The 15,397-nt window shown below is 57.0% G+C and carries 16 protein-coding genes and 3 tRNA genes; 10 read left to right on the top strand and 9 right to left on the bottom strand.

Going from position 1 to position 15,397, the window contains the following annotated elements:
• Positions 1-258: 258 nt before the first annotated feature.
• From prfC to GRH90_RS01115, 3 genes are all read right to left on the bottom strand, one after another.
• Entirely contained in the window at positions 259-1,848 is a 1,590-nt protein-coding gene (gene prfC, locus GRH90_RS01105) for a peptide chain release factor 3 (RefSeq protein ID WP_162364052.1), read from the bottom strand.
• Between the two features lie 99 nt (positions 1,849-1,947).
• Positions 1,948-2,391 (bottom strand): ribosomal protein S18-alanine N-acetyltransferase, encoded by a 444-nt coding sequence (gene rimI / locus GRH90_RS01110; RefSeq protein WP_162364053.1) that lies wholly within the window; start codon positions 2,389-2,391, stop codon positions 1,948-1,950.
• Positions 2,360-2,773 carry a DNA polymerase III subunit psi gene (locus GRH90_RS01115; RefSeq protein ID WP_162364054.1) on the bottom strand — a complete coding sequence of 138 codons (414 nt, stop codon included), beginning with the start codon at positions 2,771-2,773 and terminating at the stop codon, positions 2,360-2,362. The genes rimI and GRH90_RS01115 overlap by 32 nt, the downstream gene beginning before the upstream one ends.
• 149 nt (positions 2,774-2,922) lie before the next feature.
• On the opposite strand from GRH90_RS01115, the gene rsmC reads away from it, so the two are divergent.
• The 6 genes from rsmC to GRH90_RS01145 all read left to right on the top strand — a co-directional run bounded on the left by rsmC (position 2,923) and on the right by GRH90_RS01145 (position 6,828).
• Positions 2,923-3,975: a 16S rRNA (guanine(1207)-N(2))-methyltransferase RsmC gene (gene rsmC / locus GRH90_RS01120; RefSeq protein WP_162364055.1), complete on the top strand. Its 1,053-nt coding sequence runs from the start codon at positions 2,923-2,925 to the stop codon at positions 3,973-3,975.
• A gap of 159 nt (positions 3,976-4,134) precedes the next feature.
• Positions 4,135-4,221: transfer RNA gene (locus GRH90_RS01125), tRNA-Leu, on the top strand.
• 66 nt (positions 4,222-4,287) lie between these two features.
• Positions 4,288-4,374: transfer RNA gene (locus GRH90_RS01130), tRNA-Leu, on the top strand.
• A 105-nt stretch (positions 4,375-4,479) separates the two neighbouring features.
• Positions 4,480-4,566, top strand: a tRNA-Leu gene (locus GRH90_RS01135).
• 288 nt (positions 4,567-4,854) lie between these two features.
• The gene (locus GRH90_RS01140) at positions 4,855-5,949 is read left to right on the top strand and encodes a GGDEF domain-containing protein (protein ID WP_178112960.1); all 1,095 of its coding nucleotides are present in this window, start codon (positions 4,855-4,857) and stop codon (positions 5,947-5,949) included.
• A gap of 357 nt (positions 5,950-6,306) precedes the next feature.
• A complete protein-coding gene (locus GRH90_RS01145) occupies positions 6,307-6,828 on the top strand; it encodes a type 1 glutamine amidotransferase domain-containing protein (protein WP_162364056.1) in 522 nt (173 codons plus the stop codon).
• A 10-nt stretch (positions 6,829-6,838) separates the two neighbouring features.
• On the opposite strand, the gene GRH90_RS01150 is transcribed toward GRH90_RS01145, so the two are convergent.
• A complete protein-coding gene (locus tag GRH90_RS01150) occupies positions 6,839-7,303 on the bottom strand; it encodes a YhbP family protein (protein WP_162364057.1) in 465 nt (154 codons plus the stop codon).
• 232 nt (positions 7,304-7,535) lie between these two features.
• Between GRH90_RS01150 and GRH90_RS01155 the strand changes: the two genes are divergently transcribed.
• Positions 7,536-7,898, top strand: coding sequence for a GIY-YIG nuclease family protein (locus GRH90_RS01155; protein ID WP_162364058.1), 363 nt, complete (start codon positions 7,536-7,538; stop codon positions 7,896-7,898).
• On the opposite strand, the gene GRH90_RS01160 is transcribed toward GRH90_RS01155, so the two are convergent.
• Together GRH90_RS01160 and ubiT are read right to left on the bottom strand one after the other, a co-directional pair.
• A complete protein-coding gene (locus GRH90_RS01160; RefSeq protein WP_162364059.1) occupies positions 7,879-8,388 on the bottom strand; it encodes a GNAT family N-acetyltransferase in 510 nt (169 codons plus the stop codon). The genes GRH90_RS01155 and GRH90_RS01160 overlap by 20 nt on opposite strands.
• Complete coding sequence (gene ubiT / locus GRH90_RS01165) at positions 8,382-8,906, bottom strand: ubiquinone anaerobic biosynthesis accessory factor UbiT (protein WP_162364060.1); 525 nt, start codon at positions 8,904-8,906, stop codon at positions 8,382-8,384. Before ubiT ends, GRH90_RS01160 begins: the two co-directional genes overlap by 7 nt.
• Positions 8,907-9,197: 291 nt before the next feature.
• Here ubiT and ubiU point away from each other — a divergent pair, with 291 nt between their 5' ends.
• The 3 genes from ubiU to GRH90_RS01180 all read left to right on the top strand — a co-directional run bounded on the left by ubiU (position 9,198) and on the right by GRH90_RS01180 (position 12,244).
• Positions 9,198-10,193: a ubiquinone anaerobic biosynthesis protein UbiU gene (gene ubiU, locus GRH90_RS01170; protein ID WP_162364061.1), complete on the top strand. Its 996-nt coding sequence runs from the start codon at positions 9,198-9,200 to the stop codon at positions 10,191-10,193.
• A gap of 14 nt (positions 10,194-10,207) precedes the next feature.
• A complete protein-coding gene (locus tag GRH90_RS01175) occupies positions 10,208-11,086 on the top strand; it encodes a U32 family peptidase (RefSeq protein ID WP_162364062.1) in 879 nt (292 codons plus the stop codon).
• 147 nt (positions 11,087-11,233) lie between these two features.
• On the top strand, positions 11,234-12,244 hold the full coding sequence (locus GRH90_RS01180; RefSeq protein WP_162364063.1) for a luciferase-like monooxygenase: 1,011 nt from the start codon (positions 11,234-11,236) through the stop codon (positions 12,242-12,244).
• A gap of 57 nt (positions 12,245-12,301) precedes the next feature.
• On the opposite strand, the gene GRH90_RS01185 is transcribed toward GRH90_RS01180, so the two are convergent.
• The 3 genes from GRH90_RS01185 to nlpI form a co-directional block, all read right to left on the bottom strand.
• Entirely contained in the window at positions 12,302-14,233 is a 1,932-nt protein-coding gene (locus tag GRH90_RS01185; protein ID WP_162364064.1) for a DEAD/DEAH family ATP-dependent RNA helicase, read from the bottom strand.
• Positions 14,234-14,244: 11 nt separating this feature from the next.
• Positions 14,245-14,304, bottom strand: a complete 60-nt coding sequence (gene yrbN / locus GRH90_RS26655) for a protein YrbN (RefSeq protein ID WP_376766051.1) — start codon at positions 14,302-14,304, stop codon at positions 14,245-14,247.
• Between the two features lie 102 nt (positions 14,305-14,406).
• Entirely contained in the window at positions 14,407-15,291 is an 885-nt protein-coding gene (gene nlpI / locus GRH90_RS01195) for a lipoprotein NlpI (RefSeq protein ID WP_162364066.1), read from the bottom strand.
• Positions 15,292-15,397: the final 106 nt, after the last annotated feature.

Consider the following 15,397-nt stretch of genomic DNA (forward strand, 5'->3'; position numbering starts at 1 on the left):
GCTTAATTAACCGCTCTGTCAGAGACAATTTAACTATAGACCAGAAATAACAAATTGCATGGTTATCAGGTAAAAAAACGTTAAATCCAATGATTAAGCAAGGATTTAGGAACATTCCGGCGCAGATGCGGACGTAATGACCAAGGCGTCGTGGCGCGAGCCACGCGGGAAAGAAGAGGATAAGAGGAGCCGCCCCGGCGCCACGGCTGAAAAAGCCGTTAGCGCCGGAACGGTGGAAAACCGGCGAGCGGGGAAGGATTAATGTTCGCGGGTTTTATGGAAGCTGACATCCGGGTAACGTTCCTGGGTCAGGTTCAGGTTGACCATGCTCGGGGCAATATACGAAAGATTATCGCCGCCGTCCAACGCCAGGTTGAGCTCATTTTTACGCTTGAACTCCTCGAGTTTTTTTACGTCCGGGCACTCGACCCAGCGCGCGGTGGACACATTGACCGACTCATAGAGCGCCTCCACGTTGTATTCGCTTTTCAGCCGGGCCACCACCACTTCAAACTGCAGCACGCCGACCGCGCCGACGATCAGGTCGTTGTTGGTGATCGGGCGGAATACCTGCACCGCGCCCTCTTCCGACAGCTGGACCAGCCCTTTCAGCAGTTGTTTTTGTTTCAGCGGGTCGCGCAGGCGGATACGACGGAACATTTCCGGCGCGAAGTTCGGGATACCGGTAAACTTCATCTGCTCGCCCTGGGTAAAGGTATCGCCAATCTGGATGGTGCCGTGGTTATGCAGCCCGATGATATCGCCGGGATAGGCTTCTTCGATGTGCGAGCGGTCGCCGGCCATAAAGGTCAGGGCATCGGCGATCACCACGTCCTTGCCGGTCCTGACCTGATGCAGCTTCATGCCGGTTTCATAACGGCCGGACACTACGCGCATGAACGCCACGCGGTCGCGATGTTTCGGGTCCATGTTGGCCTGGATTTTGAACACAAAGCCGGTAAATTTCTCTTCGTCGGCGGCGACGACGCGGATATTGGTCTTGCGCGGCATCGGCGGCGGCGCCCACTCAACCAGGCCGTCCAGCATATGATCGACGCCAAAGTTGCCCAGGGCGGTGCCGAAGAATACCGGGGTCAGCTCGCCGCGCAGAAAAGCCTGCTCTTCAAACTCGTGCGAAGCGCCCTGCACCAGCTCCAGCTCCTCGCGCAATTGCGCCGCCAGATCGTCGCCGATGGCCAGATCGAGGTCCGGATTGTGCAATCCCTTGACCGTGCGCACCTCCTGGATGGTGTGGCCTTTACCGGTCTGGTAGAGGTAGGTCTCATCCTTATAGAGGTGATAGACCCCCTTGAACAGCTTGCCGCAGCCGATGGGCCAGGTAATGGGCGCGCAGGCGATGCGCAGCTCATGCTCGACCTCGTCGAGCAGCTCCGTCGGATCGCGGATATCGCGATCGACCTTGTTCATAAAGGTCAGGATCGGCGTATCGCGCAGGCGGGTGACTTCCATCAGCTTGCGGGTACGATCTTCCACGCCTTTCGCCGAATCGATCACCATCAGGCAGCAGTCCACCGCCGTTAAGGTACGATAGGTGTCTTCCGAGAAGTCTTCATGCCCCGGGGTATCCAACAGGTTTACCAGGGCGTCCCGGTAAGGAAACTGCATGACCGACGTGGTAATGGAGATACCGCGCTGTTTTTCCATTTCCATCCAGTCGGATTTGGCATGGTGGCTTGAGCCACGGCCCTTGACCGTACCGGCGGTAAGAATGGCGTGCCCGAATAACAGCACTTTTTCGGTAATGGTGGTTTTACCGGCGTCGGGGTGCGAAATAATCGCAAAAGTGCGCCGGGCCGCAACTTCCGCGGCGTAAGAGGCATTCTTCATCTTCTGTTTCTCGATGGATACATACAAATTATGGGCTGGATCGCTGGTGCTAGATTCTACATGGAGAAAGTCAGCATTGATAGTGCGCGGGCGTCGCGCTCATCCCAGCGGCAGCGCCATGATAATCGCGTCCTCGCGCCCGACGGCGGCCGGGTAATAATCACGGCGCACCGAGACATCGTTAAAGCCGAGGGATTGATAAAGCGCGATGGCGGGCAGGTTGGACCGCCGCACTTCCAGCCATAATGTCAGGATACCGCGCTGCTCCAGTTCGGTAATCAGGCGCTCAAGCAAAGACCGGCCTAACCCCCGCCGCTGGAAATCCGGATGGACGGCAATATTAAACAGCGTCGCCTCGTCCACCACGGTTTGGGTAATGGCGAAGGCCGCCAGGGTATCGTCGACGGTAAGCTTGAGATTCAGGTAGCGCTCGCCCTGGTTGCTGGCCAAGGTTTTTGGCGTCCAGGGGAAGGCGTGGCTGGCCTGTTCGATATGCCAGGCGGCGGTCAGATCAGCGACCGTCAGCGGAGAGATCATGTTCATAATGACAAATTTGATGCCAGAGATCGCGCTTGGCTGCGGCGTTGCCCTGCAGTTCAGCCAGCGACGGGGTAGAAAGGGTTACACCGGACAGGGAGCGCGTCGCCTCGCCGCCGAGCCACCAGCTATGGCAGCGGGTGCCCTCAGGCAGCATCTCGGCCTGGTCGGGCGTAAGCGGGTAGAGCTGGCGCAGGGTCAGGTCCAGGCAGCGCGCCACATCCCCGACCAGGGGATGGTCAACCGGCGCCAGGGGATTGGCGATCAGGACCAGACGCACGTCATCGGGCAGGACGACGGCCACCTCGCCCAGCAGCGACGCGGGACGGCGCAGCGCCCATTGCGTGATGCCCAATTGTTGTAACTGCCAGTCTCGTCTTGACGTCATGCTAATCCTGTCCGGCGTAATTTCCACGCCGCCTGTCACCAAATCCATCGAAGTCGGCGGCCCATCGCACATCAGGCGATAAAGTCCATCGAACATCGGGCAATAAAGCACTATACTCCCCGCTCAGATTAATGAGGAGCCTTTGTCGCATGTCAGTATTAACGCCAGCCAGTGAAGTCATACTTCGTCACGAGGACGTTTTTTTGGATAAACGCGTACTGTTCGCCGGCGATGTGCAGGATCTGCTGCCGACGGAGCTGGACGCCAAAACCGTACGTGTCCACACCGCCTGGTATCACCACTGTCTGGCACTGCGCGATAAAATGGACGAAGAATCCGTCCAATACGGCCTGGTCGCCGGGGCGGAGTTTGTCCGCGAATGCGATACTTTACTCTATTTCTGGCCTAAAAATAAGCCGGAAGCGCAGTTCCAGCTGGCAAACCTGCTCTCGCTGCTGCCCGTCGGCAGCGACGTATTCGTGGTTGGCGAAAACCGCAGCGGCGTGCGCAGCGCCGAACAGCTGCTGGCCCCCTACAGCCCGCTGGTCAAAATCGACAGCGCCCGCCGCTGCGGCCTGTATCACGGCAGGCTTGAAACCGCGCCGCAGTTCGACCCGCAATCCTACTGGAACGAATATCAGCTGGACGGCCTGACGGTTAAAACCCTGCCGGGCGTATTCAGCCGTGACGGACTGGATAGCGGCAGCCAGTTGCTGCTATCCACCTTTGATAAGCCGCTGAGCGGCGAAATAGCGGATATTGGCTGCGGCACCGGTGTACTGGCCGCCGTTTTGGCTAAACGCTCGCCGGGCGTTAAACTAACCCTCGGCGACGTGCATGCGCCGGCGCTGGCCGCAAGCCAGGCCACGCTCGAGGCCAACGGCCTGACCGGCACCGTGGTCGTCAGCGATGTCTATTCGGCGATGCCGGGACGCTTCGACATGATCATATCCAACCCGCCGTTCCATGACGGCATGCACACCAATCTGCAGGCGGCCGAAAACCTGATCCGCGGCGCCTTGACCCATTTGCGGATTGGCGGCCAGCTGCGCATCGTCGCCAATGCCTTTTTGCCTTATCCGGCCTTGTTGGACTCCATCTTCGGCAGCCACACCGTGCTGGCGCAAAACGGCCGCTTTAAGGTTTTCCAGGCGATCCATACCCTGTCGCGCGGCAAGGATAAAGCCGGCAAACGCGGCTGATAACCAGCCGGATCCCGCCGCCGTCATCCTGAGCCGCCACGGCGCCGGGCATTTTTTTGCGCTAAATGCCCGCTTTAGTTTAAATAATTATTGACGTTGACGCTAAAACCTCTAGAATTCGCCTCCGTGGTGGCAGGGCTTAGGCCTTGCCCGTGCCGGGCGATGGTGGCGGAATTGGTAGACGCGCTAGCTTCAGGTGTTAGTGTCCTTTCGGACGTGAGGGTTCAAGTCCCTCCCTTCGCACCAAACACAACCACGCAGTAATATGATGTTGCAATTAGCTGTATCTTAATGGATGTTACCGAATTGAACGCGATGGTGGCGGAATTGGTAGACGCGCTAGCTTCAGGTGTTAGTGTCCTTTCGGACGTGAGGGTTCAAGTCCCTCCCTTCGCACCAATCGGTAGCCGGTACGGACAGGTGATGTGCCCCGGTACACAATGTCGGTGTTGAGACGTGCTGTTAAGATTACCGGTTAAGATTACGAGTTGAGATGAATAGCCTGCGATGGTGGCGGAATTGGTAGACGCGCTAGCTTCAGGTGTTAGTGTCCTTTCGGACGTGAGGGTTCAAGTCCCTCCCTTCGCACCATATTCATTCTCGTCTGCCATGCGTTGACAATGTAATGATGTTAACCGGTGATACGTTCAGCATCCCCGCGTACCGCACCGCCTCAGGTCCCCACCTGCCACTTTCCCTGTTTTTGCTTCACGCCCATCGGCGGGTGACAGCGACTCATAAAACTGTTAAATTATTCTAATCATATTCAAAGCTACAATCACATAATAACGATACCAAATTATTAATAATCATATTTTATTCAGGATTCGTGTCGTCTGTTATTGCCATTTTGGACAGCCGGGGCTAAAAAGTTAAGACATGATAAATACCTACAGCTATGACGAACTCCGCAGGAGTAAGCTTCGCCTGTCGTTGTTATTGTTTTTGCTACTTAATATAGCTTTTTCAGTTTTTTATGTTGCCACCGCAATAAATAATACCCATTCCCCCACGCCGCCGTCGATAATGGTGGCGGTCATTTGTGTAATTACTTTAATAATGAGTAATTACAAAATGAAGAATTATGCTTATCAACTGAATGTTTTTTCAGTTATTATTGGTTTACTCTGGGCCTGGCATATCGCCGTGCGCTATAACCAGCTGCAACCTGTCGAGAACAATTTCCTGCTGTTCAGCCTGATGATGGTATTTTTCATCAGCGCCATTTCCCTCGCCGATTATTTCGTGGCGTTTTGCCTGCACAGCCTGCCGCCGGCGCTAATGGTCATCATACTGGACCAGTTTAACCATATCCTGATTATGCTGTTCACCATCGCGCTGCCGCTGATAAGCTTCACGCTGCACAACCTGATGCAAAAACGCAGCGAGGCCTTTACGTCGGAGTTAGTCAACCGGTTAAGCGAAGAGCGGGAAAAATTCAGCGATCTCAGCATGATAGATCCGCTAACCGGACTCTTTAACCGCCGCGGCCTGCAAAACAAGCTGAGCAACCTGAACGGCGACGGCCCCACCAGTCATTACATTCTGCTGCTGGATATCGATCACTTTAAGGCATACAACGACAATTACGGCCACACCATGGGCGATAAGGCCCTGGCCGCCGTGGCGGTGGCCATCAGGGACGCGGTGCGTTCCCGTGATATCGTGGTGCGCTACGGCGGTGAAGAGTTCCTGGTGCTGCTGATCGATGTCGATGACGGTTATGCGCTGTCCTGTGCTGAAAACGTCAGGCAGGCGGTACTGGATTTAAAAATTCCCCATCTGTTTAACGATCGGGTCTCCACCACCGTGACGCTCAGCGCCGGTATCGCCATCATGTCCGACAGCGATATTGAAGCCTCGCTTACCGCCGCCGACAACGCGCTCTATCTGGCAAAAAGCCGCGGCCGGAACTCGGTTGAAATTGCCGCCCTGAAATCCTTTGAGCCAAATACCCAACCCGCCAAGTCCTGATATTAATTCCGCCGGGCCGCTGGGTGCCTCTAGCCCGCGGCTATTTATTACCTTGCCCAACGGGAATGGTTATATTCTGCCGACAATACCCTCAGTATTATCCTAATAAATTATCCTCTTTAAACCCTATTCTATTTTGATATATTAATTGCGTTACCAGGATGACACAATTAATTAACCTTTGGCATTTAATGCATTTTTATCGCGGCGAAGCGATCATGTCGGCGCTTTAGCGCGCTCCCGCCGCCCCCCAACGATTAAAGGCTTATATTATATAGAGTTAACAATCGAACTTGCTGACAGGCTAATCCGGCACTAGGCTTAGGACAGTTCATTATTCATCTTCCGGAGGACAAGATGAGCAAAAAAATCGCAGTCTTAATCACTAATGAATTTGAAGATGCGGAGTACACCTCGCCGGCCCAGACCTATCAGCAGGCCGGACACCAGGTCATCACCATTGAGAAAAAAGCGGGAAATACCGTTACCGGCAAGCGCGGCGAGGCCAAGGTGACCATCGATAAGTCAATTGACGAGGTAAGCGTCGATGAGTTCGACGCGCTATTGTTGCCCGGCGGCCATTCGCCGGATTCCCTGCGCGGCGATGATCGTTTTGTTGACTTCACCCGGGCCTTCGCGCAAAGCGGCAAGCCGATTTTCGCTATCTGCCATGGTCCCCAGTTGCTGATCAGCGCCGACGCGGTGCGCGGCAAAAAAATGACCACGGTGAAGGCGGTGGCGGTGGATTTGAAAAATGCCGGCGCCGATTTTTTTGATAAAGAAGTGGTCATCGATAACGATACTTTGGTGACCAGCCGCACGCCGGATGATTTACCGGCGTTTAACCGCGAATCACTGCGGATACTCAACAAGAAGTAGTCATTAATCCTTAGGCCTGACGACTCTCCAGGCCTTCGCCTTCCTGCTCGTTACGCCGCCAGCTCAGCTTGGTGCCGAACCCCAGCTTGTTGTTGGTCAGCTTTATTTCATCCAGGCGCAAACGCCAGATAGGCGAAGTGGCAAGCTTCGCCAGCGGGAAGCGCGCGGTATACTGCCGCCTGGCCGCGTGGGCGGCGTCGCCGATGATCTGGTTAACCTCGCCGCTGTATTGGATGCCTTTGATCAGGCTGACGGTAATGGTCTGATCGCTGATGGTGCCGGCCACATGCTGGTTATCCGCCAACAATATGCCGTGGCGGGTGGTATGGTCCGTCAGCATATATAACGACAGGTCGGGTTCGTTCAATACGTAAAAACAGTTGGCACACCATAATGTCCGCGCATCACCGGTACAGAGTGTTAAGACATGCTGCTTTTTAATATAAGCCACGATGGCTTTCAGTGATTCGTCCATTTGCAAATAATCTCTTATACTTTATAAGGTTATAGTCAACATATCGCCGCGCTTTAATGCCTGTCCAGTTAATAATCCGCATCATTCACAGGTCTGGCGCGCGGCGCTCAACGCGCTGGCGACAGTCTTAACCACGACCGGGCAAATAGGTTACAATCATAGCCGCTCCTGGGAATGTTACCCACCGGACACTATCTCTGTCTAATTCATTATCCGCGTAAGGCGCGACCCTATGACCCTTTCCTGGCACCTCTACCTGATACGCACCGCCGGCGGCGCCCTTTATACCGGCGTCACCACCGATGTGGTCCGGCGTCTTGGACAGCATCAACGGGGCCGCGGCGCTAAGGCCCTACGCGGCAAAGGTCCGTTGACCCTGGCATATCATTGCCCGGCCGGCGACAGGGGGAAAGCCTTACGGTGGGAATATCGCATCAAACAGCTGACCCGGGCGCAAAAGGAGCTATTGGTCGCCAGCCAGGGGCAATCGCTGGAGGACATCTGGCCAAGCCTGCAGCCGCAGCAAAGGTCGCCCGGCGGCGAAGTATCCGGCAAAGCCTGTGGTCTGCCGTACGTCAAAGCGCCAGCTGATTGAACGGATCGGCGTATTCCACCTGGCCGCTTACCCCTTCAAGCGCATCGTCGGCCAGGGGAAACAGCTGGAAGGCGGCTTCCGCGCCGGGCCAGCGACAGTGTAGTCGGGAGCGCGCGGCAGGTATAAAACCGAATCGGGAGTAGTAGCCGGGATCGCCCAACACCACGACCGCGCGATAGCCGAATTCGTTAAGCATGTCCAGTCCCTCGCAGATCAGCTGCCCGGCGATGCCCTGGCGGCGAAAAGCATCTTCCACCGCCAATGGGGCCAGGCCGACCCACTGGCAGTCCTCGCCGCCAATCCACACCGGGCTGAACGCCGCATAACCCACCACGCCGCCTTCCTCGTCGGTGGCCACGACCCCCAGGGTCAAGAGTCCATCCTCCCGCAGCCGATGTACCAGATCCGCCTCCGCGCCGCGCCCGAAGGCACCGCGCAGCAGGCTGTCGATCCCCGGCGCATCCACCGGTATCTCCACGCGAATCAACACGGTTGCGATACGCGGATGTCATCGGCATCCACGCCCTCTTTCAAGCCGGCCTGGACAAAGTCGGCCATTTGCAGCAAAGCCACGCGCAAAGGGCGCGGCATGGTGGCCAGGTCGATGGAATCCATTAAATTCTTTACATACAGTCCAAGTTCGGTGTCACCCTCGATGCGCAGCCGGCGCTGGAAAAATAACGTGTCGGGATCTTCCCTGCGGGCGGCTATCAGGATCAGATCGTTGGCATTGCCGCTAAAGCTGACATCGGCACGCGCCTGCCGGCTGACCTTCAATTGTTCATTCTCGACGGTCATATACCATACAAGCGATATATCCTCGACCTCGATCCTGAGCCACCGGCCTTCCAGGAACGCCAGCTCGCCTTCGGCCAACGCCTCGCGAAACTGCCGGCGCATTACCTGTTCCAGCACCTGGCGCTGCAGCGCGAACGGCGTGAGCTTGATTGGCAAGCGCAACAGCGACGGCCCCCGGCGCACCAGCTGTGCTCGTAGTTTTTCCAACACTGTGTCTACTCCTCTTTACGAATCTGCGTCTATTTTGCCACAGTGGTTAAAACCAGTCGGGGCCTACATCAATTATTTTCTAACAAAGATGGCTTATTTAAGCATAGCTGTTGCTGCTTTTAATGCCGTCATTACGCGATAAGCTGCCTCAAATCAAACTATCACTAACCAACCTTAATTAGAATTGCCATTATCATCATGCATCATTTGCTGGCAAAACAACCTGTTGGCTTATGCGCTTTTCTGGTCTTGCGCCATGGCGTCAAGGCCAAGACAACTATCGGGAGCTTTATGGAGTTGCTCTGTCCCGCCGGTAACCTTCCGGCCCTCAAGGCGGCGATCGATAACGGAGCCGATGCGGTCTATATCGGCCTGAAGGACGATACCAATGCCCGTCATTTCGCCGGCCTGAACTTTACCGATAAGCGGTTGCAGGAGGCGCAGGAGTATGTGCACCGCCACCACCGTAAACTGCATATTGCCATCAATACCTTCGCCCACCCCGACGGCTACGCCCGCTGGCGACGCGCCGTGGATATGGCGGCCCAGGCGGGTGCGGATGCGCTGATCCTGGCGGACCCGGCGATGCTGGAATACGCCGCCGAACGCTATCCGCAGATCGAACGCCATGTCTCGGTGCAGGCTTCGGCCACCAACGAGGCGGCGATCCGTTTCTACCAGCAGCATTTCGACGTGGCGCGGGTGGTCTTGCCGCGCGTGCTGTCGATGCATCAGGTTAAACAGCTGGCGTTAATCAGTCCGGTGCCGCTGGAGGTCTTTGCGTTCGGCAGCCTGTGCATCATGGCCGAAGGCCGCTGCTATCTCTCCTCCTACCTGACCGGTGAATCGCCCAATACCGTCGGCGCCTGTTCGCCGGCGCGTTTTGTCCGCTGGACGCAAACCGAGACCGCCATGGAATCGCGCCTGAACAATGTACTGATCGACAGCTATGGCCCGGATGAGAACGCCGGCTACCCGACCCTGTGCAAAGGCCGTTATTACGTGGACGGACAGAAGTATCATACGCTGGAAGAGCCTACCAGCCTTAATACCCTGTCGCTGCTGCCCGAGCTGCTGGCGGCCAATATCGCCTCGGTGAAAATCGAAGGGCGGCAGCGCAGTCCCGCTTACGTCAGCCAGGTGACCAAGGTCTGGCGCCAGGCGATCGACAGCTGCGTCGGCAATCCGGGGGAGTATGAGCCGCGGCCCGAATGGACCGAGGCGCTGGGCGCGGTGTCGGAAGGCACGCAGACCACCCTGGGCGCCTATCATCGCCGCTGGCAGTAACAGGAGAGGCCCACATGAAATATGCATTAGGTCCGGTGCTCTACTGCTGGCCGAAACCGGATATCGAGGCGTTTTACCAGGCGGCGCGCGACAGCAGCGCCGACGTGATTTATCTTGGCGAGACTATCTGCAGCAAGCGCCGCGCCATGAAAACCGGCGATTGGCTTACGCTTGCCAAAGCGATGGCGTCATCCGGCAAACAGGTGGTGATATCCACGCTGGCGCTGATCCAGGCGCCCTCGGAATTAAACGAGTTAAAACGTTACCTGGATAACGGCGAGTTCTTGCTGGAGGCTAATGATATCGGCCTGGTGCAGTTGGCGGCGGAAAACCGGCTGCCGTTCGTTGCCGGCCCCGCCCTGAACTGCTATAACGCCTATACCCTGCGCATCCTGCACCGCCAGGGCATGGTGCGTTGGTGCATGCCGGTGGAACTGTCGCGCGAATGGCTGGGCAATATCCTGAGCCAATGCGCGGAGCTCGGTTTTCGCGATGGATTTGAAGTCGAGCTGTTCAGCTACGGTCATCTCCCCCTGGCCTACTCCGCCCGCTGCTTTACCGCCCGCTCGGAAAACCGGTCAAAGGACGAGTGCGAAACCTGCTGTATTAAATATCCGCGGGGACGGGAGGTGTTGTCCCAGGAGCAGCAAAGGGTTTTTGTGCTTAACGGTATCCAGACCCAAAGCGGTTATTGCTACAACCTGATCAATGAGCAGCCCTCCATGCAGGGCCTGGTGGACGTGGTGCGATTGTCGCCGCAGGGGCTGGATACTCTCGCCATGCTGGAGCGGTTCCGGGCCAACCAGCAGGGTCGGCACCCCTTGCCGCTGGCCCGTCAAATCGACTGTAACGGCTACTGGCGGCGCATTGCCGGGCTGGAACTGGTGGAGTAAACGGCGTCTCCTAAGACGCGCACTCCGGGTTTACCTGGCAAATAACCCTACAAATATTAGCAGTATCGGAAAGCGGAAATTTGGGTAATACTCATAGTTATCATTAGCCCGCAAAGCTATGGGCAACGACTGACTGTGAGTTAACCTATGATAAAACAACGACCTATCGCTTTTTCGCTGCTTGATTTGTCGCCGGTGCCGCAGGGCGCGACGCCCCGCCAGGCGTTTGAAAGCTCGCTTGATTTAGCCCGCCATGCCGAAGCCTGGGGTTATCACCGCTACTGGGCGGCCGAGCATCACAATATGACCGGTATCGCCAGCGCCGCCACCTCGGTATTGCTGGGTTATATCGCCGGGGGCACCAGCACGCTGCGGGTCGGCTCCGGCGGCGTGATGCTGCCGAATCATTCACCGTTGGTGATTGCCGAGCAGTTCGGCACCCTGGCAACCCTTTATCCCAAACGTATCGACCTGGGCCTGGGCCGCGCGCCGGGCACCGATCAGCGTACCATGATGGCCCTGCGCCGCCACCTGGCCGGCGACGTGGATAATTTTCCGCGCGACGTGCAGGAGCTGTTGGGGTATTTCGACGACGTGAAGCCGGGCCAGCCGGTGCAGGCCGTGCCGGGCCAGGGATTGCACGTGCCGATCTGGCTGCTTGGCTCCAGCCTGTACAGCGCCCAGCTGGCGGCGGCATTGGGGCTGCCTTTTGCCTTCGCCTCGCACTTCGCGCCGGATATGTTGTGGCAGGCGCTGGATTTGTACCGCCAGAACTTCAAACCGTCCGCGTCCCTGGAACAGCCTTTCGCCATGGTGTGTATCAACGTGGTGGCCGCCGACAGCGAACGCAATGCGCGTTTTCTGTTTACGTCCATGCAGCAGCAGTTTATTAACCTGCGGCGCGGCCGGCCGGGTCCGTTGCCGGCGCCGGTGGAGGATCTCGACGCGCTATGGTCGCAAGGCGAGCAGTACGGCGTGGAGCAGGCGCTGCGTATGTCGGTGGTGGGCGACCGGGATCAGGTGCGCGCCGGCCTGCAAGCGATCATCGATAAAACCGGCGCGGACGAACTGATGATTAACGGCCAGATTTTTGATCACCAGGCCAGGCTGCATTCGTTTGAGCTGGCCATGGCGGTAAGGGCCGAACTGACGGCCTGATATCCGTTTTTTTGCCATAAAAAAACCCGCCGCGGCGGGTTTTTTATCGTTTAACGATTATGCATCACGGCGACGAGGGGTCGGCGCGGCGGCGGCATCGCCTTCGCGACGCGGTCCACGTTGACCGTCACGGCTGCCGCTGAAACGACGCTCGGAAGGAGCGCCGCCTTCACGACGATCGCTGAAGCTGCGGCGACCGGCGGGAGCACCGTTGCCGCCTTCGCGACGTTCGCCGCCAAACCCGCCACGCGGAGCGCCGGCACCGGCGGCGCCGCCACGGCGTTCACCGCGCGGGGCCGCCACGGCCTCGCCAACGAACTGCATGTTCATCGGTTTGTTCAGGATGCGCGTGCGGGTGAAATGCGACAGCATATCGCCCGGCATGCCTTTAGGCAGCTCGATGGTGGAGTGGGAAGCAAACAGCTTGATGTTGCCGATATAGCGGCTGCTGATGTCGCCTTCGTTGGCGATAGCGCCCACGATATGGCGCACTTCAACGCCGTCGTCACGACCCACTTCAATACGGTACAGATCCATCTCGCCGACGTCGCGACGTTCACGACGGGCCGGACGTTCGCCACCGCGGTCCGCGCCGCCACGCTCGGCACCTTCACCGCGACGATCGTCACGATCGCGGAATTCGCTACGCGGACGACGATTGACTACCGGATCGGGCGGCAGGATAAGGGGGCGTTCGCCCTGGGCCATTTTCAGCAGGGCCGCGGCCAGGGTTTCCATATCCAGCTCTTCCACCGGCTGCAGCTTGGCCAGCAGCGCACGGTACATATCCAGATCGCTGCTTTCCAGCTGAGCCTGAACCTTGGCGGCGAATTTAGCCAGGCGACGCTGGCTCAGTACTTCACCGGTCGGGATTTCCACTTCCGGAATGGTCAGCTTCATGATGCGTTCGATATTGCGCAGCAGGCGGCGTTCGCGGTTTTCCACAAACAGCAGCGCGCGGCCGGCGCGGCCCGCACGGCCGGTACGGCCGATACGGTGAACATAAGATTCTGAATCCATCGGGATATCGTAGTTCACGACCAGGCTGATGCGATCCACATCCAGGCCGCGCGCCGCCACGTCGGTGGCAATCAGGATATCCAGGCGGCCGTCCTTCAGGCGGTCCAGGGTTTGCTCGCGCAACGCCTGGTTCATGTCGCCGTTCAGGGCGGCGCTGTTATAGCCGCTGTGTTCCAGCGCTTCCGCCACTTCCAGCGTGGCATTTTTGGTGCGCACGAAGATGATGGCGGCGTCAAAGTCTTCCGCTTCCAGGAACCGGACCAGCGCTTCGTTCTTGCGCATGCCCTGCACCGTCCAGTAGCTCTGGCTGATGTCGGGACGGGTGGTGACGCTTGACTGGATGCGCACTTCCTGCGGATCGTTCATGAACCGACGGGTAATGCGGCGAATCGCTTCCGGCATGGTGGCCGAGAACAAAGCGGTCTGATGCTTGGCCGGGATCTGCGCCATGATGGTTTCGACGTCTTCGATAAAACCCATGCGCAGCATTTCGTCGGCTTCGTCCAGCACCAGTCCGCTTAATTTAGACAGGTCAAGGGTGCCGCGTTTCAAATGGTCGAGCAGGCGGCCGGGCGTACCCACGACCACCTGAGGACCCTGGCGCAGGGCGCGCAGCTGCACGTCATAACGCTGGCCGCCGTAAAGCGCCACAACGTTGATGCCTTTCATATGCTTGGCAAAATCGGAAATCGCTTCGGCGACCTGTACGGCCAACTCACGGGTTGGCGCCAGAACCAGCACCTGCGGTACGGCCAGTTCGGCATTGATATTGTGTAATAAAGGCAGGGCAAACGCAGCGGTCTTACCGCTCCCGGTTTGCGCCATACCCAGCACGTCGCGTCCCGCCAGCAGCTGCGGAATACATTCTAACTGGATAGGTGATGGTTTTTCGTAGCCCAGATCGGTCAGGGCATTCAGGATGGGAGTGGAAAGTCCCAGATCGGCAAAATTGGTTTCAACTTCAGACATGTACACGTGCCTCATTTCATAATGGCGGCCAGTCTACATACCTCGTCGTGAAAACTTTCATTCATTTTCATCAAAAGTGTGAACCGGCTCAAATTGGATTTAAAACGAACAAACAAGCCCTCACCCTTGCAGGTGATAAAAAGAGTAATGGGCTGAATAGTTTAGTTCGTCAGCTATTGCTGGTCCGATTCTGATAGGTCGTCTTGCCCTTGGCCTAAAAGCGCCAATTCCAACAATGCATAGCGGTGCTCAACAAAGTTATGTACGTTGTTAGCGACCGTCAGTTTGAACAACGCCGAAGCGGAGTTCTTGTCCCCCAGACTTAGGTAATGCTTACCTAAATAGAAGTCAGTTTCACTGAGATGCTCGGCGAGCGAAGTGTTATCCGTTGCGTCCGCCTTAAGGCGCTCCATCAGCGTAGTTTCACTGATGTCCCCCAGGTAGAACTCGACAATATTCCATCCCCATTGCCCTCTGTTCGCTTTTTTATAGCGCTGAGACAGCGCGTCTTTGGCTTTGTTGGTATCGATTTCTTTCTCAACCAGGAAAAGCCATAACGAACGGAAAGGATCGTTTGGGTCGTCGCGATAAAACGCCTGCAGATCATCCTGCGCCAAACGGTAGCGGCCTCCATAATACAAGGCAATACCACGGTTTAAGTACGCGTAGTTGTAAGTTGGATCAAGCTCTAGTACAGAATCAAACGCTTCATAGGCAGCATCAAAATTGCCTGCCTGCGTTAAATATATGCCGAGATAGTTAAAAACCTCAGGCATATCAGGCCGGATAGCCAGCGCTTGTGAAAAATCATTTCGCGCCAACGCTCTCAACCCGAGGCTATCATACAGCACTCCGCGCTCATATAATAGCTGTGCTCGTTCATCATCGGTTAGTGCCCGGCTCGCCAGGATCTGTTCCATGCGTGCCAGGATGACTTCCTGTTGTAACGTCGGCTGCAATGGAACAGCTAAAACGTCATCTTTACGCCAATCAATGTTGCTGCATCCTGCCAGCATAAACGCCATCGCAACGAACCACCAGCGCAAGTAAGGCCTCATTTCCCACTCCCGAAGAAAAACATTGGATGAACGTCCTGTCCCCCATCGGCTTAACACAAGGCGTCCCGCCCTTGTGATACGAACAGCCCCCTACCCGGTAAGGAGC

Origin of the sequence: Acerihabitans arboris (assembly GCF_010131535.1) — a bacterium.
In the GTDB taxonomy this organism is placed as follows: Bacteria; Pseudomonadota; Gammaproteobacteria; order Enterobacterales; family Enterobacteriaceae; genus Acerihabitans; species Acerihabitans arboris.